Raw genomic sequence first — 19,144 nt, forward strand, 5'->3', positions numbered from 1 at the left:
AGCCGAAGCCCCCCTCCCCCAGCCCCTCCCCCGCAAGCGGGGGAGGGGAGTCATAGGGTGCGCCGCGCGCACCAAAAGGTTTGGAGTTCGCACCATCCCTCGGCCGGTGCGCACGGCGCACCCTACAATACAAGCCAAATTCGCTATTTTCAGAGGTGCCCATAAATCAGTTTACCGGCGCAGCAAAAGGATCGTTGTAATACTGCGCACCGATATCCAGCCACTCGGAAATCAGTCTCAGCTCTGCCGGCTCCAGGTAATCCGCGTGGCCGGCGCCCGGCTCGAACATCTCGAAAAAGCGGCTGCCGTTGGCGGAATCGCCCATCGTACCTTCGATATCGACGGTCACCATAACAGGAATCGGATTGCCGTCGGCATCCAGTATCAGTTCACCGTCCTCGTCGGTCTCGAACAGCGGGTTGCCGTTGTCGTCGGTGTCCTGCACCAGAATATTTTGCAGCGCGCCGTCCACCAGTTGCTGGGCCGGATTGTTGAACAGCAATTCCACGTAGGAGGTCATCCAGTCGGCGTTGGCGGGGGAGGGGTCGGCCACCAGGTTGAGCTGCGCCGCCGGCACGCGCACCACGCCGTCGGCATCCCGCGCGGAGTGGCAGGCGGTACAGGTGCGATCCTCAAGGACAGTGCCGGCACCGTCGGTAATTTCCCGCGTGCGCTCCCACAGCGGCTGGAGATGCTCCGGGTAGTGAATGACGATGCGGCAGTTGCTGTCCCAGTTGTCCTGGCAGACCAGCGACATCGGCTGTGGCGTGGCCAGTTCGCCGTAGGGAATAACGCTGCTGGGGTCCTTGGCGCGCACCGCCGGATCGGTCCACAGGTCCGCGTAGGCGATATCCCCTTCCAGCTCCGCCTCGCCGGCGATGCGCGCGAGCAGTTGGGCCATGGTCTCGCCCATTTCCGCCACCAGCGCCGGCTCGGTGTTGGGGAAGGGAATGCCGGAGGTGGCGGCGCCGCTCCAGGCGGGCTCGGGCTGTTTGTCGGCGCGGCCGTGGGCGACTTCGCTGTCCGCGGTGTGGCAGCCGTTGCACTGGCGCACTTCGCCGGCGCGCAGTTGCAGCCAACTGCGGTGACGGCCGGCGATGCGCCGCCCGTCGGCGTCCACTACGGAAATCGCCAGCGGGGTATCCGCCGGCAGCACAACCCGCACCGAGCCGTCCGGCTGGATGGGCGTGTAACCGAGGATTTCCCGCATACCCTGGGCACCGTTACGGCCAAACGCGGAGCGATCGAAATCCAGCACGTCGTCGTCGGGAATTCCCACTCCTTTGACGATGCGCAGGTACCGCGCCGGGCGGACTTCCGCGCCGGTGGTCGCTGGGTCAGCCAGCTCGGCGATGCCGGCCCCGTCTTCTCCCGCAAGAATGTCCACCCCGTCGAAATCGTACACGCTGCGGATATCCAGAATGCCCGCGCCCGCCTGCACCAGTTCCCGGTCCAGGTCGACGCCGGGCACCGGATCCGGCAGGAATTCGGGCTCGATGCGCGGCTCCAGGGTGACGCCTTCGGAAATCATTTCCCCCTCTTCCGCCACCACGATCGGCCGCTGGGTGCCCTCTCGATAGTCGTAGATCCACAGCCCGTAAATGGGGTCCGCCGGCACCGGCTCCTCTGTGTCCAGCCACTCGTCGGTGCAGGGGCGCGGCAGGGTCTCCTCATCCACTTCCTCCAGCACCCGGCACTCGCTCCAGGACACCAGCAGGCGGCTGGTGCCGTCGTGAAAGGGCCAGGCGGAGGCGAAAAGGCCGTGGGGGGAGAGGCTGCCGTCGGTGATCACCTGTTCCACAGCGATGGACGCCTGGCCCTGCAGTTCCCCCTCGCCCTCGGGCTGGCTGTAGGCCTCGGTGTACTCGGCGCTGTCGATGGCCACCAGGTCGCCGCCGTAATTCAGCCCTTCCGGCGCGCGCAGGGTTACCAGCAACCGGCCGTCGGGCATTTCCCGCGGCTTTACGAAGGCGGCGTCGGTCTGGCCGGTGCCGGTCTGCTGGCTGTGGTAGCCGTAGTGGAAGGAGAGGTCGGTGCCGTCCGGGCGCAGGGTGTAGAGGCTGAGATTGTCCACCCCGCCCATATTGTCCCAGCGGTTGAACAGGATACGGCCGTCGTTCAGCACCGTGGGGTGCAGGTCGTGGCTCTGGTTGTAGGATATCTGGCGGATGTCGGTGCCGTCCGGTTCCATCACGTGGAGCACGAAGGCCTCGTCCCGCCGCTCTTCGGTCAGGGAGGAGAACTGCGGCTTGTCGTCGTCCAGCAACAGCGCGCGGGAGCGGCGCTGACGGGTGGAGGTGAAAACGATGCGGCCGTCGGGGAGAAAGGCCGGGGAGATGTCCTGGCCTTCCCCGGCAATCAGGTCGGACTGGATCACCCGCCGTAAATCGTTCTCTTCCAGGTCGTAGAGCCAGATATTCCAGGTGGGCTGTTCGTCGTCGTCCGCGTCCTCGATTTCCGGGGCGCGCATGGCGAATACCAGGCGGGTGCCGTCGGCGGAGGTGTTCAGGTCCTTTACGTCGTAGCCGCCCACGAAATCGTCGCCTTCGAACAGGCCCTCGGTGAGCACCCGCTCCGGCGCGCTGGGCGTGGCGCGGTCTTTCAACACCAGTTGGGCACCGGGGTTGAAGGCGGCCGGGGAGTAGACGTCGTCCGGCGCCAGGCCGCCGTCGTCCTCGAGCGACAGGCTGCGGCGCACGAAGGCGAGCGGGTAGTCCACCACTACCGGATCTTCCGCCTGGTCCCCGCCGCCGGAACCACCACTCCCGCCGCCGCTGCAGGCGGCCAGCAGAAACAGCGCCGAAAGCGCACCAAAATGTTTCATTTTTATTTTCACTATTTTCGCCGGCTCCGCGAAATCAGAGCAAAGATTGTCACAGATCAAATTGTCACCGTTGATCTGTCGACACTATTAAGATAAACCACTCTGAAATTGCCGACTGGGACACACTTCCCAGATTCCACACGCCTTAGTATCGGGGTTTATAGCAATTACCGTTACCGCCCGATGAAAAAACAATCGCCCCAACAGCCTGTTGTCCGGCTCCTGGCCCTGCTGGGCACTTGCCTGTGGGCGGGATACGTCTCCGCCGGCCCCCAGGAACAGGCACTGCAGATTCACAGCCGCCTCACCGGAGTGAAACCCGCGGAGAGCGTACTGGTGGATATGGCCGAGGATATCGCCAACGGCGACGCCACCGCCGCCGCCTACACGGCGATGGAAAATGACGCTTTCTACAATGTCACCCTGAAAAACATCGCCACGCCCTGGACCAATCGCGACAGCAACGTGTTCGCGCCGCTCAACGACTATACCGCGAGCGTGATTGGTGCGGTGCGCGACGATATGGACTTCCGGGAAATTCTCTACGGCAACTTTCTCTACCTGGGGGACAGCGGCCTCGGCCTGCCCGCTTACCGCAACAGCGATAACGATCACTACGAGGCGCTGGAAGCCGGCGGCTATTCGCTGAAGGACAACCTGGTGCGCGGCAGCCAGTCGTCCCTCACCGGCCTGCCGGCGGGGGCCACCGCCGGGGTGATGACCAGCCGCGCCGGTGCGCGGGCCTTCCTGATCGCCGGCACCAACCGCGCGATGTTCCGCTTCACTCTGCTCAACCATCTGTGCCGGGATATGGAGCAGGTGCACGATACCAGCCGCCCGCCGGACCGCATCCGCCAGGACGTGAGCCGCAGCCCCGGCGGCGACAGCCGGGTGTTCCAGAACAACTGCGTCGGCTGCCACAGCGGCATGGACCCCATGGCCCAGGCGTTCGCCTATTACGATTTCGTCTACGACGCGGACAACGACCCGGAAGGGGAGAACGGCAGCCTGGACTACAACAGCGCCGGGGACACCGATCCGCAAACCGGCACCCGGGTAAAAGCCAAGAACCATATCAACAGCGCCAACTTCCCCTACGGCTTCGTGGTGCCGGACGACCGCTGGGACAACTACTGGCGCCAGGGACCAAACATGTACCTGGGCTGGAGCGACTCCCTCCCCGGCGGCGGCAACGGCGCCAAGTCAATGGGGCGGGAACTGGCCCACAGCCGCGCCTTCGCCGAGTGCCAGGTCACCAAGGTGTTCGAGCAGGTCTGCCTGCGCGCACCGGAAGACGCCGCGGACCGCACGCGGATAGACACCATTGCCGACAGCTTTTCTGCCGGCGGCTACCACCTCAAACAGGTGTACGCCGATACCGCTGTTTATTGCGCGGGGGATTGATGCCATGAAAATTCAAAATACCCCGGCTGTAAGAAACAGTGAACTTAATGCTAAGGCCCTGATGCCGGAAGTTGTTTGCGGGACTGTCTGCGAGAGGGACCTCGCGGACAAGCCTACAGGGATGGCCGGTTTTTTGCTCCTGCAAAACCGGCATTTCCGCCATCCATGGCGGTCATATTCACGGCGTGTCTCGCAAACAACTTCCGGCAGCAGGGCCGCTACTACGGTCCATTCAACGCCGTTTGCCTGGGGCCTTTTTCTGGCTGCGGCAATCCTGACGGGCTGCAGCGGCGGCAGCGGCCAGGACACCGAAGAACAGCCCAACACCAATCCCGGCGGTGGCGGCACCAGCTATTCCGGCCCGCCGCCGGAGACCGACGACGTAAAGCAGTATAAGCGCTATATCTGGGACAACCTGGCGGCGCAGAACCGCTGCGGCAGCTGCCACGTCGAGGGCAACCAGAGCCCGCACTTCGTGCGCGGCGACGATATCAACGCGGCCTACGGCGACGGCCGCGGCCTGGTGGACCTGGCCCGTCCGGCGGAATCCCGCCTGGTGACCAAGGTCGGTGGCGGCCACAACTGCTGGCTGTCCAGCGCCGGTGCCTGTGCGGAAATCATCACCAACTATATCGAGGACTGGGCCAGGGAGAGCGGCAGCCTGGTGAACAGCATCACTCTCACCCCGCCGGTTGAGCGCACCGTGGGTGCGAGCAAAAGCTTCCCCCCCTCCAGTTCCGGCTTTTCCAGCACCGTCTACCCGCTGCTGCGCACCTACTGCGCGGGCTGCCACAGCGAGGACGCCGGCACCGCGCAGCAGCCCTATTTCGCCAGCGCCGACGTGGACAAGGCCTACGAGGCGGCGAAAAGCAAAATGAACCTGGACAACCCGGCGGACTCGCGCTTTTCCGTGCGCCTGGGTAGCGAATTCCACAACTGCTGGGACGACTGCGCGGACAACGAAGCGGAAATGACCGCGGCAATCCAGACCTTCGCCGACGGCATCTCCCTCGCCGAGGTGGACCCCGACTGGGTGATCAGCAAGGCGCTGCTGCTCACCGACGGCATCGTGGCCAGCAGCGGCGGGCGGATCGAGAGCAATGCGATCGCGCTCTACGAATTCAAAACCGGTTCCGGCACCACCGCCTTCGACACCTCCGGGGTCAACCCGGCCATCGACCTGAACCTGTCCGGGGATGTGGAGTGGCTCGGCTCCTGGGGCATCCAGTTGAAGGGCGGCAAAGCCCAGGGGGCCACCGCCACCAGCCGCAAGCTGTACGACACTTTGATAGCAACCGGCGAATACACCATCGAAACCTGGGTGGCCCCGGCCAACGTCACCCAGGAGGGGCCGGCGCGCATCGTGACCTACTCCGGCGGCAACGATATCCGCAATTTCACCCTCGGCCAGGCCATGTACAACTACGTGTTCCAGAACCGCAGCGAAAGCACCGACGCGGACGGGATGCCGGCGCTTATCACCGACGACATGGCGGAGCGCGCCCAGGCCACACTGCAACACGTGGTGGCCACCTACGACCCCATCGAGGGGCGCAAGCTGTACGTCAACGGCGAATTCACCGGCGACGCCGATCCCGCCGAGGCGGACACCCTCAGCACCTGGGACGACACCTTCGCCCTGGCCCTGGGCAGTGAAGTGTCCAACGACAACGTCTGGCAGGGCGCGGTGCGCCTGCTGGCGATTCACTCCCTCGCGCTGTCCCCGGAGGATATCGCCACCAACTACGAAGTGGGCGTGGGGCAGAAATTCCTGCTGCTGTTCAAGGTGGAGGAGCACACCGGCATTCCCGACAGCTATGTGATGTTCGAGGTGCAGCAGTTCGACAACTACGGCTACCTGTTCAACCGACCGACATTTGTCAGCCTGGACGACAGCGCCGACCCGGACGGCATCGCCCTCGAGGGTATGCGCATCGGCATCAACGGCCGCGAGGCGGAAACCGGCCAGGCCTGGGCCAACCTCTCCGTCACCCTGGACTCGGGCAGCTATACCCCGGCGGAAGGCCAGTTGCTCTCGCCGCTGGGCACGATTATCTCGCTGGAGAAAGGGCCGGAGTTCGACGAATTCTTCCTCACCTTCGAGCGTCTGGGCAGCGAGACCTTTGCGCGCGTAGAGCCCACCCCCACGCCCCCGGCGGCGCCCGCGGACCTGGAACCACAGCCCCGGATCGGCCTGCGCCGCTTCGAGCAGATACACGCGGCCCTCTCCGCCGCCACCGGTGTTCCCCGCACCCACCCGGATGTGGTGGAGACCTGGGAAAAGGTGAAACAACAGCTTCCGGTGGACAGCGATATCCGCGGATTCCTCGCCGCGCAGCAGATGGGTATCACGCAACTGGCGGTGAAGTACTGTAATACTCTTGTGGAATCCCCGTCGCGGAGCAGTTATTTCCCCGGTTTCAGTTTCAGTGCGCCGGCAAATACCGCCTTCAACGACAAGTCGCTGGTGATAGACCCGCTGATCGAACACCTGCTGGGGCACGACATAACCTGGCATGACAACACCGTCTCACAACTGGCCACCGCGCCGGACCGTGCGGAAGTGGAAGGCGAGCTCTCGGACCTGATCGACAAGATGACCGCCTGCGGCAGCGGCTGCGAAGCGGACCGCACCGAGACCACGGTGAAGGCGGCCTGCGCGGCGGCCATGGGCAGTGCGATGATTTTGATTCACTAATCACTACTGATCGCGGCCATGGGCGGATGGCCGCCCCGCCGCTCCTACAGAGAGTGAAAAACAACTTGTAGGAGCGGGCCATGCCCGCGATCGATGTCGGAAAAAAACCATGAGCAAGAAAAAACACTTCGAACTCGACCAGCCCCTGCGCCACCCGGACCACCACCGCCCGGTGAGCCGCCGGGATTTTCTCGGCCAGGGATTCCGCACCGGGCTGGCCACGGTGCTGGGTGGCTCGCTGTTCAGCCTGTTCGCCGACCCCCGCCGCGCCCACGCCGCGCTGTCGTCGGACCTGGAAGCCCTGCGCGGGCCCTGCGGCATCAGCGCCGTGGGCGGCGCGGGCAAGATACCGTTTATCTGTTTCGACCTGGCCGGCGGTGCCAATATCGCCGGCTCCAATGTGCTGGTCGGCCAGCGCGGCGGCCAGCTGGATTTCCTCAGCACCGCCGGCTACGGCAAGCAGGGGCTGCCCGGGGATATGGTGCCGTCCATCACCGATGCCGCCGGCAGCCCCTTTATCAACACCGACCTGGGCCTCGCCTTCCATAGCGACAGCGGCATGCTGCGCGGCATTCTCGACAAGATCGCCGCCGGCACCGCCTCCGCCACCAACGGCGCGGTGATTCCCGCCCGCTCGGAAAACGACACCGGCAACAACCCCCACAACCCCATGTACGGCATCAACCGCGCCGGCGCCAATGGCGAACTGCTGGCGCTGATCGGCTCCAGTTCCAGCGAGTCCGGCGGCAACTCCGTGGCGCCCATGGCGATGATCGATCCGGAGGCGCGCCCCACCAAGGTGGACAGACCCAGCGACGTCACCGGGCTGGTGGACTCGGGGGACCTGGTGGGGCTGCTCAGCCAGCAGGACACGGTGGCGGTGATGGAATCCATCTTCCGCATCTCCAACGCCAAACTGGGCAGGGTGGATACCAAAGTCACCGCGGACGCGGTGATCAAGGACCTGGTCAAGTGCGGCTATATGAAAAGCGCCGATCTCGCCGACCGCTTCGGCGATCCCTCCCAGTTGGACCCGATCGCCGACCCGGATATCGTCGGTCCCTCCGGCATATTCACCAGTGCCGAGTTCAACAACGACCGCGAATTCCAGAAAACCGCCTCCACCATGAAGCTGGTGGTCAACGGCTACGCCGGCGCCGGCACCGTGACCATGGGCGGCTACGACTACCACACCGGCGACCGCGCCACCGGTGAGATCCGCGATCTGCGCGCCGGGCGCTGCATCGGCGCCTGCCTGGAGTACGCCGCGCGGGTGGGCCAACCGCTGATGATCTACGTGTTCAGCGACGGCTCAGTATTCAGCAACGGCATGATCGACGACTCGGTGGACGGCCGCGGCAAAGGCGTGTGGACCGGCGACAACCAGCAGACCGCCGCCTCCTTCTTCCTGGTGTACAATCCCGCCGGGCGGCCGCAACTGCTCGGCGGCAGCCCCGACCAGCAGGCAGTGCACCAGCAGCTCGGCTATATGCGCGCCTCCGGCGATGTGGAGACCTCCTCCAGCCCTGCGGCCAACAACGTCAACCTGTTGGTGGAAACCGTGGTGCTCAACTATCTGGCGCTGCACAACGAACAGGGCAATTTTGCCAGCCTTTTTCCCAACCACGGGCTGGGCAACAGCGCACTGATGGACAGCATGACCGCATTTGCACCGATTGTTTAATGATAACTGCCGATTTCCGTAGGGTGCGCCGCGCGCACCGTTTTTCGTCCGCCAATATTTTCGGTGCGAGGCCGCCATGGATGGCGGGGTGCCGCCCAGCGGTCATGCAGAAAACGCATGGAGCAGTTATCTGCCGCGGCGCACCCTACCTGTTTGTGTGGCTGTTGTTACTCGCCTCCACCGCCAGCGCCGAATGGCACTACGAAAAACAGGCCATTATGGGCACCGAAGTCTCAGTGCAGCTGTGGCACGAGGATGAAAAAAAGGCGCAGGAGCTGATCGGACAGGTGATGGCGGAATTCCACCGCCTGGACGGAGAGCTGTCGCCCTTCAAAGAAAACAGCGAGCTATCCAGGGTCAATCGCGGCGCCGGCAAACAGACCGTAACGCTTTCCAGCGAACTCGCCGCGCTGATCGACAAATCCCTCTGGTACAGCGAACAGACCGGCGGCGCCTTCGATATCACCTTCGCCAGCCTGGGCAAACACTACGATTTCCGCAAGCACCAGCGGGCGGACAACCAGCTCACCGAAAAACTACTCCCGGCCATCGACTACCACCACCTGCGGTTCAACAAAGCGGAAAACACCCTGCACTTCGCCCATCCGGACACCAGCATCGACCTGGGCGGCATCGCCAAGGGCTATTCAGTAGACCGTGCGATCCATATCCTGCACAAAGCCGGCGTCTGCTGCGCCAGCGTCAGCGCCGGCGGCGACGCGCGCATGCTCGGCGACAAACGCGGCCAGCCCTGGCTGGTAGGCATCCGCCATCCCCGCGACAAAGGCAAAAACGCCGTAGTGATTCCGCTGGAAAACACCGCCATCTCCACCTCCGGCGACTACGAACGCTACTTTATCGACGAGGGCGAAGCCCGCGTACACCATATCTTCAACCCGACTACCGGTATGCCCACGAATACCGACGACACCGATAGCGACAAACTGATCAGCGTAAGCATTATCGGCCCGCGCGGCTTCGACACGGACCCGCTGTCCACCAGCGTGTTCGTGCTGGGCAAAGCGAAGGGGCTGGCCCTGATCGACCGCCTGCCCGGCTTCGAGGCGGTGGTAATCGACAGCCGGAAACGGCTGTTTTTTAGCCGCGGACTGGATATACCCCGCCATTCGTCGACTGAACAACCATCGGCGACACAAACTGCCAACCAGATCACGCCGGAAACATGATCCCTTGAGATAATTCGTCGTTCCGACCCGTAGGCAAGGCCCGCGCAGCGGATGTGCCCATTAGGAGTGCGGCATGATGGGCATGTCGCTTCGCCCTTTTGCCCATCCTACGGCGAGTTCCGTAAAAAAAACTAAAAAACAAGAAGGCACCCCCCAGATGCGACGCTGTATCCAGCTCCTGATTCTCTCCCTCGCCACTTTCGCAGGGCCGGCGACAGCCGGCGACGGGGACTTTCCCGCGGAAAAACTCGAGTCGCTCAAGAGCGAAGTGCTGAAGCTCAACCGCGGCCTGTTGATCCTGGAGGAGGACCTGCTCTACCCGGCGCAGAGCCAGATCGCCGTCTATGTGTCCATGGACGTGGGCGAATATTTCCAGCTGGACGCGGTAAAACTGCATATCGACAACAATCTCGCAGCCAGCCACCTGTACACCGACCACCAGCGGCACGCGCTGATCCGCGGCGGTATCCAGCCGCTGTTCAAGGGCAACCTCAAATCCGGCAATTACAGCGTTTCCGCCTTTTTCACCGGCATTGGCCCCCAGGGCCGCGAATACAAGCGCGCGGCCAACCTGGAGCTGGAAAAAACCGATGAACCGGCAGTGATCGAACTGCGCATCGCGGACTCGGAAGGCAAGCAGCAGCCGGAATTCCAGCTGGTGCAGTGGCCCGCGCCCTAGATCGCTATGCGGTACAAACCCCTCTCCCATTTTTTCCTGTCTGCGGCGCTTGTCTGCGCCGCCGCACCCGCGCTCGCCTCGGAAAAATATCAACAGGCCCAGGATATGCGCTATGGCGCCGGCCTGTACGAGTATTTCCAGGGTAACTATTTCGACGCGCTCAGCACCCTGATGGTGGCGGAGCACCGCGGCGGCATCCGCGCACACGCGGACAACGCGGCGCTGATCGAGGGCGGTATCAGCCTGGGTTTCGGCCTGCGGCAGCGGGCGGCGGAACTCTTCGAGCAGCAACTGGAAAAAAACGGCGGTGAAACCCCGGCCAGGTATCGACGGCTGGCCTGGCTGAAACTGGCGGAACTGAACTACCTGAAAGAGGATTGGCCGCAGAGCGCGCAACAACTGGAGAAATCCGGCGCGAACGATACCGACCTGGCCCTGAACCTGGCACTGCGCACCGGCGATCTGCAGCGCGCGCAGCAGCTCCTCGCCGGCGATACCCTGCCGCTCAAATACCGCGTGCTCGGCCATACCAACCTCGGCGCCGCGCTGGCCCGCGAACAGCGCTACGCCGAAGCCATCGATCACTACCACCGCGCCAGCGCCCTGGTGTTGGATGTCGATGAACCCCCTCGGGAACTGAGTATTCTCAAGGACAAGGCGCATATCGCCGCCGGCTACGCCTACGGCCTGCAGCAGCGCCACGCACAGGCCGCGGAGGAGTTCCGCCAAGTGCGCCTGCGCACCCCCTGGGCGGACCGGGCGCTGCTGGGGCTGGGATGGTCCTCGATCAACAGCGGCCAGTACCAATCCGCCGTCGACGCGCTGCAATTCCTGGCCGCGCGCGAGCCGCTGTCCACCGAGGTGCAGGAAGCCCTGGCCGCCTTGCCCTACAGCTACGAAAAACTCGAGCGGCCCCGCGCCGCCCTGACCGCCTATCAACAGGCCGAGCGGCAGTACCACTCGGCATTGGTCGAATTGCACCAGCTGCAACAATCAGTGGAATCCCTGGAATTTTCCCCTACCAACACCGGCACCGCACAGCGCTACGGCTGGCTGGAGGCGGCGGAGGCCCCACAGCTGATGCGGGAAAACCTGCGCTACCTGCGCCCGATTCTGCAGCGCGACGATTTTCAGCTGCGCCTGTCGGAACTGCGCGACTTGCGGCAACTGGCAGGAGTGATCGACAACTGGCAACAGCGCCTGCCGCTGTTCGACCAGCTGATCGTCGAACGGGAGCGGCGGCGCGGCGCCATCGTGGACAGCTACACCAGTGCCCAGTTCGACCAGCAGGTGGATATCGCCCGACAGCAATATCGCCAACTGGAGGCCTCGCTGGCGCGCATCGAAAAAGACAGCGACGCGCTCGCGCTGGTGGATAAAGAAAATGGAGAGCGTGGGGAATTTCTCGCACTGACAGAGGAAGCGGAAGACCGCTACCGCAAACTGGCCGCCCTCGGCAAGGTGCGCCCGCAGCAGGCGCAGACCCTGAAACGCGCCCGCGGCATTCTTCTCTGGCAAGCGGGCCAGGAATATCACCACAACCTGTGGCAAAAGCGCAAAGCCCTGAGCGAGCTGGGCGAACAACTGGAAAATGCCGACCGCCGGCGGCGAAGCGCAGACCGCATCGCCCAGCGCGCGCCGCAGCTCCATTTGCTGCAGGAAAAAGTCGACGCGGCCCGCCCCCAGCTGCGCACGCAGCGACGGGAGATCGACGCCGCCAGCCGCAGCATCGAGGCATCCATACGTCGCGACGTGATCGCCGAGCTGGCGCGGCAGCGGCGACAGATACAGCAGTATCTCGCCCACACCCGCCTGGCCATCGCGCGCCTGCAGGACGCGGCTGTTCAATCCGGAGAGCAATCTGGAGAGCAACCCGGTACCGGAGGCGGTGCCGGTGAATAAAAAAATTCTCGCCCTCGCCATCGGCTGCACCCTGCTCTCCGCCTGCGGCAACCAGCCGTCGGAAACCCTCGCGGACCTGCCCGCGGCAACCATACCGCAGGAACCGGCGATCGAGATTCCACAGCCGGATATCGCCACACTGCAGCGCAGTTACGAACAGGCCCTGGCCAGCAACACCGATTCCCACACCCGGCGGCAGATCCGCCTGCGCCTGGCGGACCTGGAAATGGAGCGCCTGGAACAACAGCAGGCGGACAACCCCGGGATCGCCGTCTCCTACCGCAGCGCGGTGCAGCACTACGAGGTGCTGGCCGCGGAATCCCCGGGGGACGACTATATCCTCTACCGCCTGGCCCGGGCGCGGGCGCTGGATGGCGAAATGGGGGAATCCCTGCAGGCGCTGGAAAAAATCGCCGCGGCGGCCCCGGAATCCCCGTTTATCGCCGAGGTGCTCTTCCGCCGCGGCGAGGCGGCCTTCAACCGCAAGGACTACCCCGCCGCGGCGCGGGATTTCCGCGCGCTGCTGCAACAGGGGGACACCCCCTTCGACGGCAACCCCTTCACCGACAACGCCCGCTACATGCTCGGCTGGTCCGAATTCAAGTCCTCCGAATACCGCCGCTCCGCGGAGACCTTTTTGCAGCTGCTGGACCAGCTCCACGGGCGCGCTCCCTTCGACGAACTGCCCGCGGGCCAGCGCCGCCTGGCGGAAGACAGCCTGCGCGGCCTGGCCCTGGGATTCAGCTACCAGGGCGGCGCCGGGGCGATCGAATCCTTCAGCCCCGCCGGGGAGCACCGGCCCTACCAGCACCACCTGTACCGCGCGCTGGGGGACTGGTACGGGGAAAAGGAGCGCTACCGCGAGAGCGCCAATACCTACCTGGCCTTTGTGGAAAACCATCCGCAGAGCCCGGAGGCCCCGGCGCTGCACCTGCGCGCCATCGAGACACTGCAGAACGCCCGACTGCCCGGCGAAGTACTGCCGGCAAAGCGGGAATTCGTGCAGCGCTACGGCATCCGCAGCGACTACTGGCAGCAGTCGGACAATGCCCAGCGGGAAAGGCTGGCCGACTGGCTGCGCCCCTGGCTGGCGGAACTGGCAAAGTACGACCACGCCCGGGCCCAAGCGCTAGCGACACAACAGACGTTAGCGACACAACAGACGCTAGCGACACAACAGACGCTAGCGACACAGAAGGGCAAATCTGAACAGTCCGCGGCAGAAATTGCCCGTCAAGCCCAGACCGCCTACCTGGCCGCGGCGGACCTCTATCAGCAGTACGCGGAAACCTTTCCCGAAGACAGCGACACCCCGGAAATGGTCTTCCTGATGGCGGAATGCCTGGAACACGCCGGCGACGACCCGGGCGCCTGGAGCGCCTACAGCGCCGTCGCCTGGGAATACCGCGATCCGCAGCGGGGCGCCGAGGCGGGGTACGGGGCCATTCTCGCCGCGAGCAGGATGCAGCAGCGCACCGGGGGCGAACAGCAAACCCTGTGGCTGGACCGCAAGACCGAAGCCAGCCTGAAATTCGCCGACGCCTGGCCCGGGGACCGGCGCGCGCTGCCGGTTCTCCTGGACGCGGCCGACAACCTGTTCCGCCAGACCCGCTATCCCGAGGCCATCGCCGCAGCGCAACGCGCCAGTGAATGGCAGCCGCCACCGGACCGTCGCCAGACACAGAACCTCTATTTAGTGCTCGGGCACAGCTATTTCGAACTGCAGGACTACCCCCAGGCGGAGCTGGCCTACACCTCGGTGCTACAGGGGGCGGCGCCGGAGGAGAGCGCGTACAAAACCGCGCAACAGCGTTTGCAGGCGGCCATCTACCGCCAGGCGGAGCTGGCAATGGGGTCGGGGCCCAACGAAGAGGGCCTGCGTCACCTGCTGCGCATCCGCGACAGCGGGCGCACGGATATCGCCGCCACCGCCCAGTACGACGCGATCAATTATCTAATCGACATGCAGGACTGGCAGCGGGCCAGCGCGGAACTGGCGGATTTCCGCCAGTACTACCCCGCCCACCGCCTGGCGCCGACCCTGGCGGCCAAGGCAGTGGTGATTTTCCAGGCGCTGGGACTGCCGGGCGACGCCGCCGGCGAACTGCTGCGGCTGGCGCAGAGCGACCCGGACGCGGAGGTACGCCGCCAATCGCTGTTTATGGCCGCGGAGCATTTCCAGCAGGCGGGGGAAACGGACAAGGCCATCGCCGCCTATCGACAGTACAGCGAACAGTGGCAGCAACCCGCGGAACAGCGGCTGGAGGCCCAGTACCAGCTGGTCCAGCTGCACGACAAATCCCGGCGGCAACAGCGCAACCCATGGCTGCAAAGCCTGGCCTACAACAAAGTCGAATCCCCGCGGGGCCGCTATCTGGCCGCCTACGCCCAGAGCGAGCTGGCGGAACAGAGCTTCCAGTCCTTCGCGCGTCTGCCCCTGCGGCTGCCGCTGAAGGCCAGCCTGGCGGACAAGAAGCGCGCCCTGGACACCACCGTGGCCGACTACCGCAAGGTGCTGAAATTCAATATCGCCGAATTCACCACCCAGGCGAACTTCCGCCTGGCGGAAGTCTACCGGCAGCTGAGCCGCGACCTGATGGAATCCCAGCGACCCAACGGCCTCGATGCGCTGGAGCTGGAGCAGTACGAAATCCTGCTGGAGGAGCAGGCCTATCCCTTCGAGGAAAAAGCCATCGAACTGCACGAGGCCAATATCCAGCGCACCACCGACGGCATCTACGACGACTGGGTAAAACGCAGCTTCGACTCCCTCGGCAAACTGCTGCCGGCCCGCTACCAGAAACCGGAAAAAACCCTGGGGTGGAGCAATGCACTGCACTGACAGACAATTTACTGACGGGGCGGAAGGGGAGGGGAACCTCCCCTTCCTTCGCGTCGCCCGCCGCCTGTTCGTCACGCTATTTTTTACGGCGCTGGTCGCCTGCACACCCGCCCGTGGACCGCAGGAAAGCACAGGAGAAATCAGCGGCGAAAGCCAGCGAACCCCCAACCCCTACCTGGCCCAAACGGACCGCGCCCCGCAAGCGGCGCGGGACGGAATGGAAATTGCACGTCAGGCCTTTGAGCGCGGCGACCTGGCCGCGGCGGAAGCCGAATTAACAAAACTGACAGAAAGCTGGCCCAAACTCTCCGGCCCCTGGCTCAACCTGGGCATAGTGCAGAGAAAACTGGACAAACCCGAGGCCGCGGAACAGAGCCTGCGCCAGGCCGTAGCCGCGAATGGCGACAACGTATTCGCCTGGAACGAATTGGCGGCCCTGCTGCGCGACGCCGGCCGCTTCGAAGAGGCGGAACAGAATTACCGGGAGGCGCTGAAGCGCTGGCCGGACTACGCGGATGCCCACATAAACCTGGGCATACTGTTCGACCTCTACCTGCACAAACCGGAGGAGGCGCTGCAACACTACCGCGCCGCCCAGGCGCTGCAGGAAGAAGAGGACCGCCGGCTGGCCGGCTGGATAGTGGACCTGGAGCGGAGGCTGTAAATGAAAAAGCTGCTGCAATACGGCGCCCTGCTCGCGGCACTGTCCGGCGGCGCGGCCGCCGAGGACGTGATCGAACTGGAATCCACCGTGATCGGCAACCAGGAGCAACCGAAGGTGCTGTATATCATCCCCTGGAAACAGGCCGACAGCCTCGCGCGCCTGGACGGCGGCCTGCCGCAGACGATAGGCGATGTGTTTGCGCACCGGGATTACTCGGAATTTCAGCGGGAGATCAAACTGCTGCAGTCCAATGAAGAAGAGAAGAAACAATTGTAGGGTGCGCCATGCGCACCAGACCCGCAGCGACCCTGCGGTGCGCACGGCGCACCCTACAATCTGTAGGAGCCTGCTTGCAGGCGAAGGGCTACGGAGCTCCGTTCCTGTTCGCCTATAAAATAATCAGCAATTTATATTCGCGGAGATTTTGACCATGGAATTCACCCAGGCGCTGCTGCGCTTCTTTCAAAACGGTGGCCCCTTCATGTACCCCATTGCGCTGGTACTGGTGATCGGCCTGGTGATGGTGGTGGAGCGCTGGATATTCCTCTCCCTCGCCAAGACATCCAACCGCCGCGCCTACCAGCAGGTGCTGCCGATGCTGCAAAAGCGCAACTACAACGGTGTGCTGCAGCTGGCGCGGGAAAGCAAGGCGGCCATGGGGCGCATCGCAGCCGCCGGCATCGGCACCATGCAGTACGCCAAGCGGGACGAAAATATCGCCCTGGCCATCGAAGAGGGCATCCTCGAAGCGGTGCCACGCCTGGAAAAGCGCACCAGCTACCTGGCCACCCTGGCCAATATCGCCACCCTGCTCGGCCTGCTGGGCACCATTATGGGCCTGATCGCCGCCTTTACCGCGGTGGCCAACGCTGACCCGTCGGAAAAGGCCTCCATGCTCTCCTCCAGTATTTCCGTGGCCATGAACACCACCGCCTTCGGCCTGATCTCCGCGATCCCGCTGCTGCTCTTCTACTCCATGCTGCAGAACAAGACCAACGAGATTGTCGACAGCCTGCAGATGGCCGGGGTCAAGTACCTCAACCTGCTCACCATGGGCCGCGCACAGATGGCGGAGCAGCGGGCCGCGAAGGGCTGACGGAAAGCGATCATGCTCAAACTCAATATACGCCGGCGCACAACACAGGACGGGGAACTGGACATCACCTCATTTATGAGCCTGATGACCATCCTGGTACCGGTGCTGCTGCTCAATATGGTGTTCTCGCACATCTCAGTGCTCAAACTGAACCTGCCCGGCCTCAGCGACGGCGGTCCCAGCGGCGAGGAAAACCGGCAGTTGGAAGTGGTGCTGCGTCAGTCCCATATCGATATCAACTATCCGGCGGGCATGCGGGTCAAGCGCATACCGCATCGGGACGGCGAGCCGGATTTTGACACTGTGTCGGATGTGCTGCAGGAAGTGAAACGACAGCTGCGCGAAAAATCCATCGACAAAAAAGACCTGGTGATACTTTCCGAAGTGAACACCCCCTACAAAACCCTGGTGGCCGCCATGGACACCGCGCGCAGCTATCGCGCGGTGGTGGCCGCGTCGGTGGTGGACGCGGAACTCTTCCCGCAGATATCCCTGGGCGATGCGCCCCGGGGCCAAGGGCAATCCCTGGAAACCACAGCGGGGCAATAAGATGAATTTGAATGTGGCCGCCAAGCTGCAAGAGCGCAAACAGCGGCAGAAAAAACAGCAGTCGAAACTCAACCTGGTTTCGCTGATGGATATCTTCACTATCCTGGTGTTTTTCCTGCTGGTGAACTCCTCGGATGTGGAAGTGCTGCAGACCGACAAGACCATCAAACTGCCGGACTCCACCTCCAACCAGAAACCCGAGTTGACCACCCTGGTGCGCGTCAACGGCGAACAGCTGTTCGTGGGCGAGCGCCTGGTCGCGCGCGTGGATGAGATCGACGGCAATGCCGGACAGATAGCACCGCTGCTGGCGGAACTGAAATACCACGCCGAGCGCGCGGGGCCCCTGCCGGAGGAAAAGAAGGAAGCCGGCCGAGCGGTGACCATTATGGGGGACGAAATGGTGCCCTACCAGCTGATGAAACAGATTATGCAAACCTGCGCAGCGGCTGATTTCCGCGATATGTCTTTCGCCGTCAACCAGACAACGCCGGAAGACCCATCGGAGACGGGGGCCGGCAGCTGATATGGCAAGTGCAATCAACCCCCAATGCGCCCCCTGGCTGTTCCAGGAAACGATATTGCCCTGGTCCGCCAGCGAGGAGGAGGACAGAAGGTTCGCCCGCTTTCTCAAGCACGGCCTGATCGCGTTTCTCCTGTTGGGCGTCGTCATGGCGCTGATACCGGTGCCGGAACTCACCCGCGAACAGGCCGAGCGGATTCCACCGCAACTGGCCAAGGTGATCCTGGAAAAGAAAACCCTGCCCAAGCCGGAGCCAAAACCCAAGCCAAAACCGGTGAAGAAAAAACAACCCGAGAAAAAAGCACCGGAACCGAAAAAGCCCGAACCGAAGCCCAAAATCCAGGAAAAACCCCCGGCGGCAAAAGTGGAGCTCGCGCGCAAGAAAGCCGCCAACAGCGGGCTGATGCAGATGCAGGACGACCTGCTGGCGATGCGCGAGAGTGTCGATATCGCGGAAGTGAGTAGCGGCCAGCTGGCAGCCGGCGCCGCCACCAGCGCGAAAACCGTAGACCGCTCACTGATCTCCGACCGCTCCAAAACCGCCAGCGGCGGCGTCAACACCGGCAAACTGAGCCGCGATACCGGAGGCCAATCCCTGGCCGCGCGGGAGACCACGGTGGTGGAAAACACCCAGGCCAGCGGCGCCGCCCGGGAAGCGGGCCGGAAAGCGCGCCGCGAAAAATCCGCCCGCGCCGAGGAATCCATCCGCAGCGTCATGGAAGCCAACAAGAGCGCCATCTACGCCATCTACAACCGCGCCCTGCGCCGCGACCCCACGCTACAGGGCAAGGTCACCGTGCAGCTGATCATCGAGCCCAACGGCACTGTTTCGGGAATAAAACTGGTCAGCAGCGAACTGAACAGCCCGGGCCTGGAGCGAAAACTGCTGGCCAGAATCCGCCTTATCAACTTTGGAGCGGCCAATGTGGATCGGGCCACACTGAATTACTCGATTGACTTTCTGCCGTCCTGATCTCGGTGATTTTATGTAGGATGGGCAAAGCGGAGCGTGCCCATCTTCGACCGCCTGATGGGCACGCTCCGCTTTGCCCATCCTACGAGAAACAGTTACCTAACCGCTGTCGTTTAAGC

Annotated in this window: 14 protein-coding genes; 13 read left to right on the top strand and 1 reads right to left on the bottom strand. The window is 63.8% G+C overall.

The features are described 5' to 3' along the window. Positions 1-166: 166 nt before the first annotated feature. Complete coding sequence (locus tag ACRC0P_RS18280) at positions 167-2,824, bottom strand: hypothetical protein (RefSeq protein ID WP_438632739.1); 2,658 nt, start codon at positions 2,822-2,824, stop codon at positions 167-169. Positions 2,825-3,007: 183 nt separating this feature from the next. On the opposite strand from ACRC0P_RS18280, the gene ACRC0P_RS18285 reads away from it, so the two are divergent. From ACRC0P_RS18285 to ACRC0P_RS18345, 13 genes are all read left to right on the top strand, one after another. Further along, entirely contained in the window at positions 3,008-4,228 is a 1,221-nt protein-coding gene (locus ACRC0P_RS18285; RefSeq protein WP_438632740.1) for a hypothetical protein, read from the top strand. Between the two features lie 121 nt (positions 4,229-4,349). After that, positions 4,350-6,926 carry a LamG domain-containing protein gene (locus tag ACRC0P_RS18290; protein ID WP_438632741.1) on the top strand — a complete coding sequence of 859 codons (2,577 nt, stop codon included), beginning with the start codon at positions 4,350-4,352 and terminating at the stop codon, positions 6,924-6,926. 109 nt (positions 6,927-7,035) lie between these two features. Further along, a complete protein-coding gene (locus ACRC0P_RS18295; protein WP_438632742.1) occupies positions 7,036-8,610 on the top strand; it encodes a hypothetical protein in 1,575 nt (524 codons plus the stop codon). 104 nt (positions 8,611-8,714) lie between these two features. Then, positions 8,715-9,797, top strand: coding sequence for an FAD:protein FMN transferase (locus ACRC0P_RS18300; RefSeq protein WP_438632743.1), 1,083 nt, complete (start codon positions 8,715-8,717; stop codon positions 9,795-9,797). Positions 9,798-9,954: 157 nt separating this feature from the next. Next, positions 9,955-10,476: an AraC family transcriptional regulator gene (locus ACRC0P_RS18305; RefSeq protein WP_438632744.1), complete on the top strand. Its 522-nt coding sequence runs from the start codon at positions 9,955-9,957 to the stop codon at positions 10,474-10,476. 6 nt (positions 10,477-10,482) lie between these two features. Next, on the top strand, positions 10,483-12,378 hold the full coding sequence (locus ACRC0P_RS18310) for a hypothetical protein (protein ID WP_438632745.1): 1,896 nt from the start codon (positions 10,483-10,485) through the stop codon (positions 12,376-12,378). Continuing rightward, entirely contained in the window at positions 12,371-15,220 is a 2,850-nt protein-coding gene (locus ACRC0P_RS18315; protein ID WP_438632746.1) for a tetratricopeptide repeat protein, read from the top strand. The genes ACRC0P_RS18310 and ACRC0P_RS18315 overlap by 8 nt, the downstream gene beginning before the upstream one ends. Further along, on the top strand, positions 15,207-15,884 hold the full coding sequence (locus ACRC0P_RS18320; RefSeq protein WP_438632747.1) for a tetratricopeptide repeat protein: 678 nt from the start codon (positions 15,207-15,209) through the stop codon (positions 15,882-15,884). Before ACRC0P_RS18315 ends, ACRC0P_RS18320 begins: the two co-directional genes overlap by 14 nt. Further along, a complete protein-coding gene (locus tag ACRC0P_RS18325) occupies positions 15,885-16,160 on the top strand; it encodes a hypothetical protein (protein WP_438632748.1) in 276 nt (91 codons plus the stop codon). Positions 16,161-16,314: 154 nt separating this feature from the next. After that, on the top strand, positions 16,315-16,980 hold the full coding sequence (locus ACRC0P_RS18330) for a MotA/TolQ/ExbB proton channel family protein (protein WP_438632749.1): 666 nt from the start codon (positions 16,315-16,317) through the stop codon (positions 16,978-16,980). A gap of 12 nt (positions 16,981-16,992) precedes the next feature. Further along, positions 16,993-17,529: a biopolymer transporter ExbD gene (locus ACRC0P_RS18335; RefSeq protein WP_438632750.1), complete on the top strand. Its 537-nt coding sequence runs from the start codon at positions 16,993-16,995 to the stop codon at positions 17,527-17,529. Position 17,530: 1 nt separating this feature from the next. Continuing rightward, positions 17,531-18,055: an ExbD/TolR family protein gene (locus tag ACRC0P_RS18340; RefSeq protein WP_438632751.1), complete on the top strand. Its 525-nt coding sequence runs from the start codon at positions 17,531-17,533 to the stop codon at positions 18,053-18,055. Position 18,056: 1 nt separating this feature from the next. Beyond that, a complete protein-coding gene (locus ACRC0P_RS18345) occupies positions 18,057-19,025 on the top strand; it encodes an AgmX/PglI C-terminal domain-containing protein (RefSeq protein WP_438632752.1) in 969 nt (322 codons plus the stop codon). Positions 19,026-19,144: the final 119 nt, after the last annotated feature.

Origin of the sequence: Microbulbifer sp., from assembly GCF_051659245.1 — a bacterium.
Lineage (GTDB): Bacteria > Pseudomonadota > Gammaproteobacteria > Pseudomonadales > Cellvibrionaceae > Microbulbifer.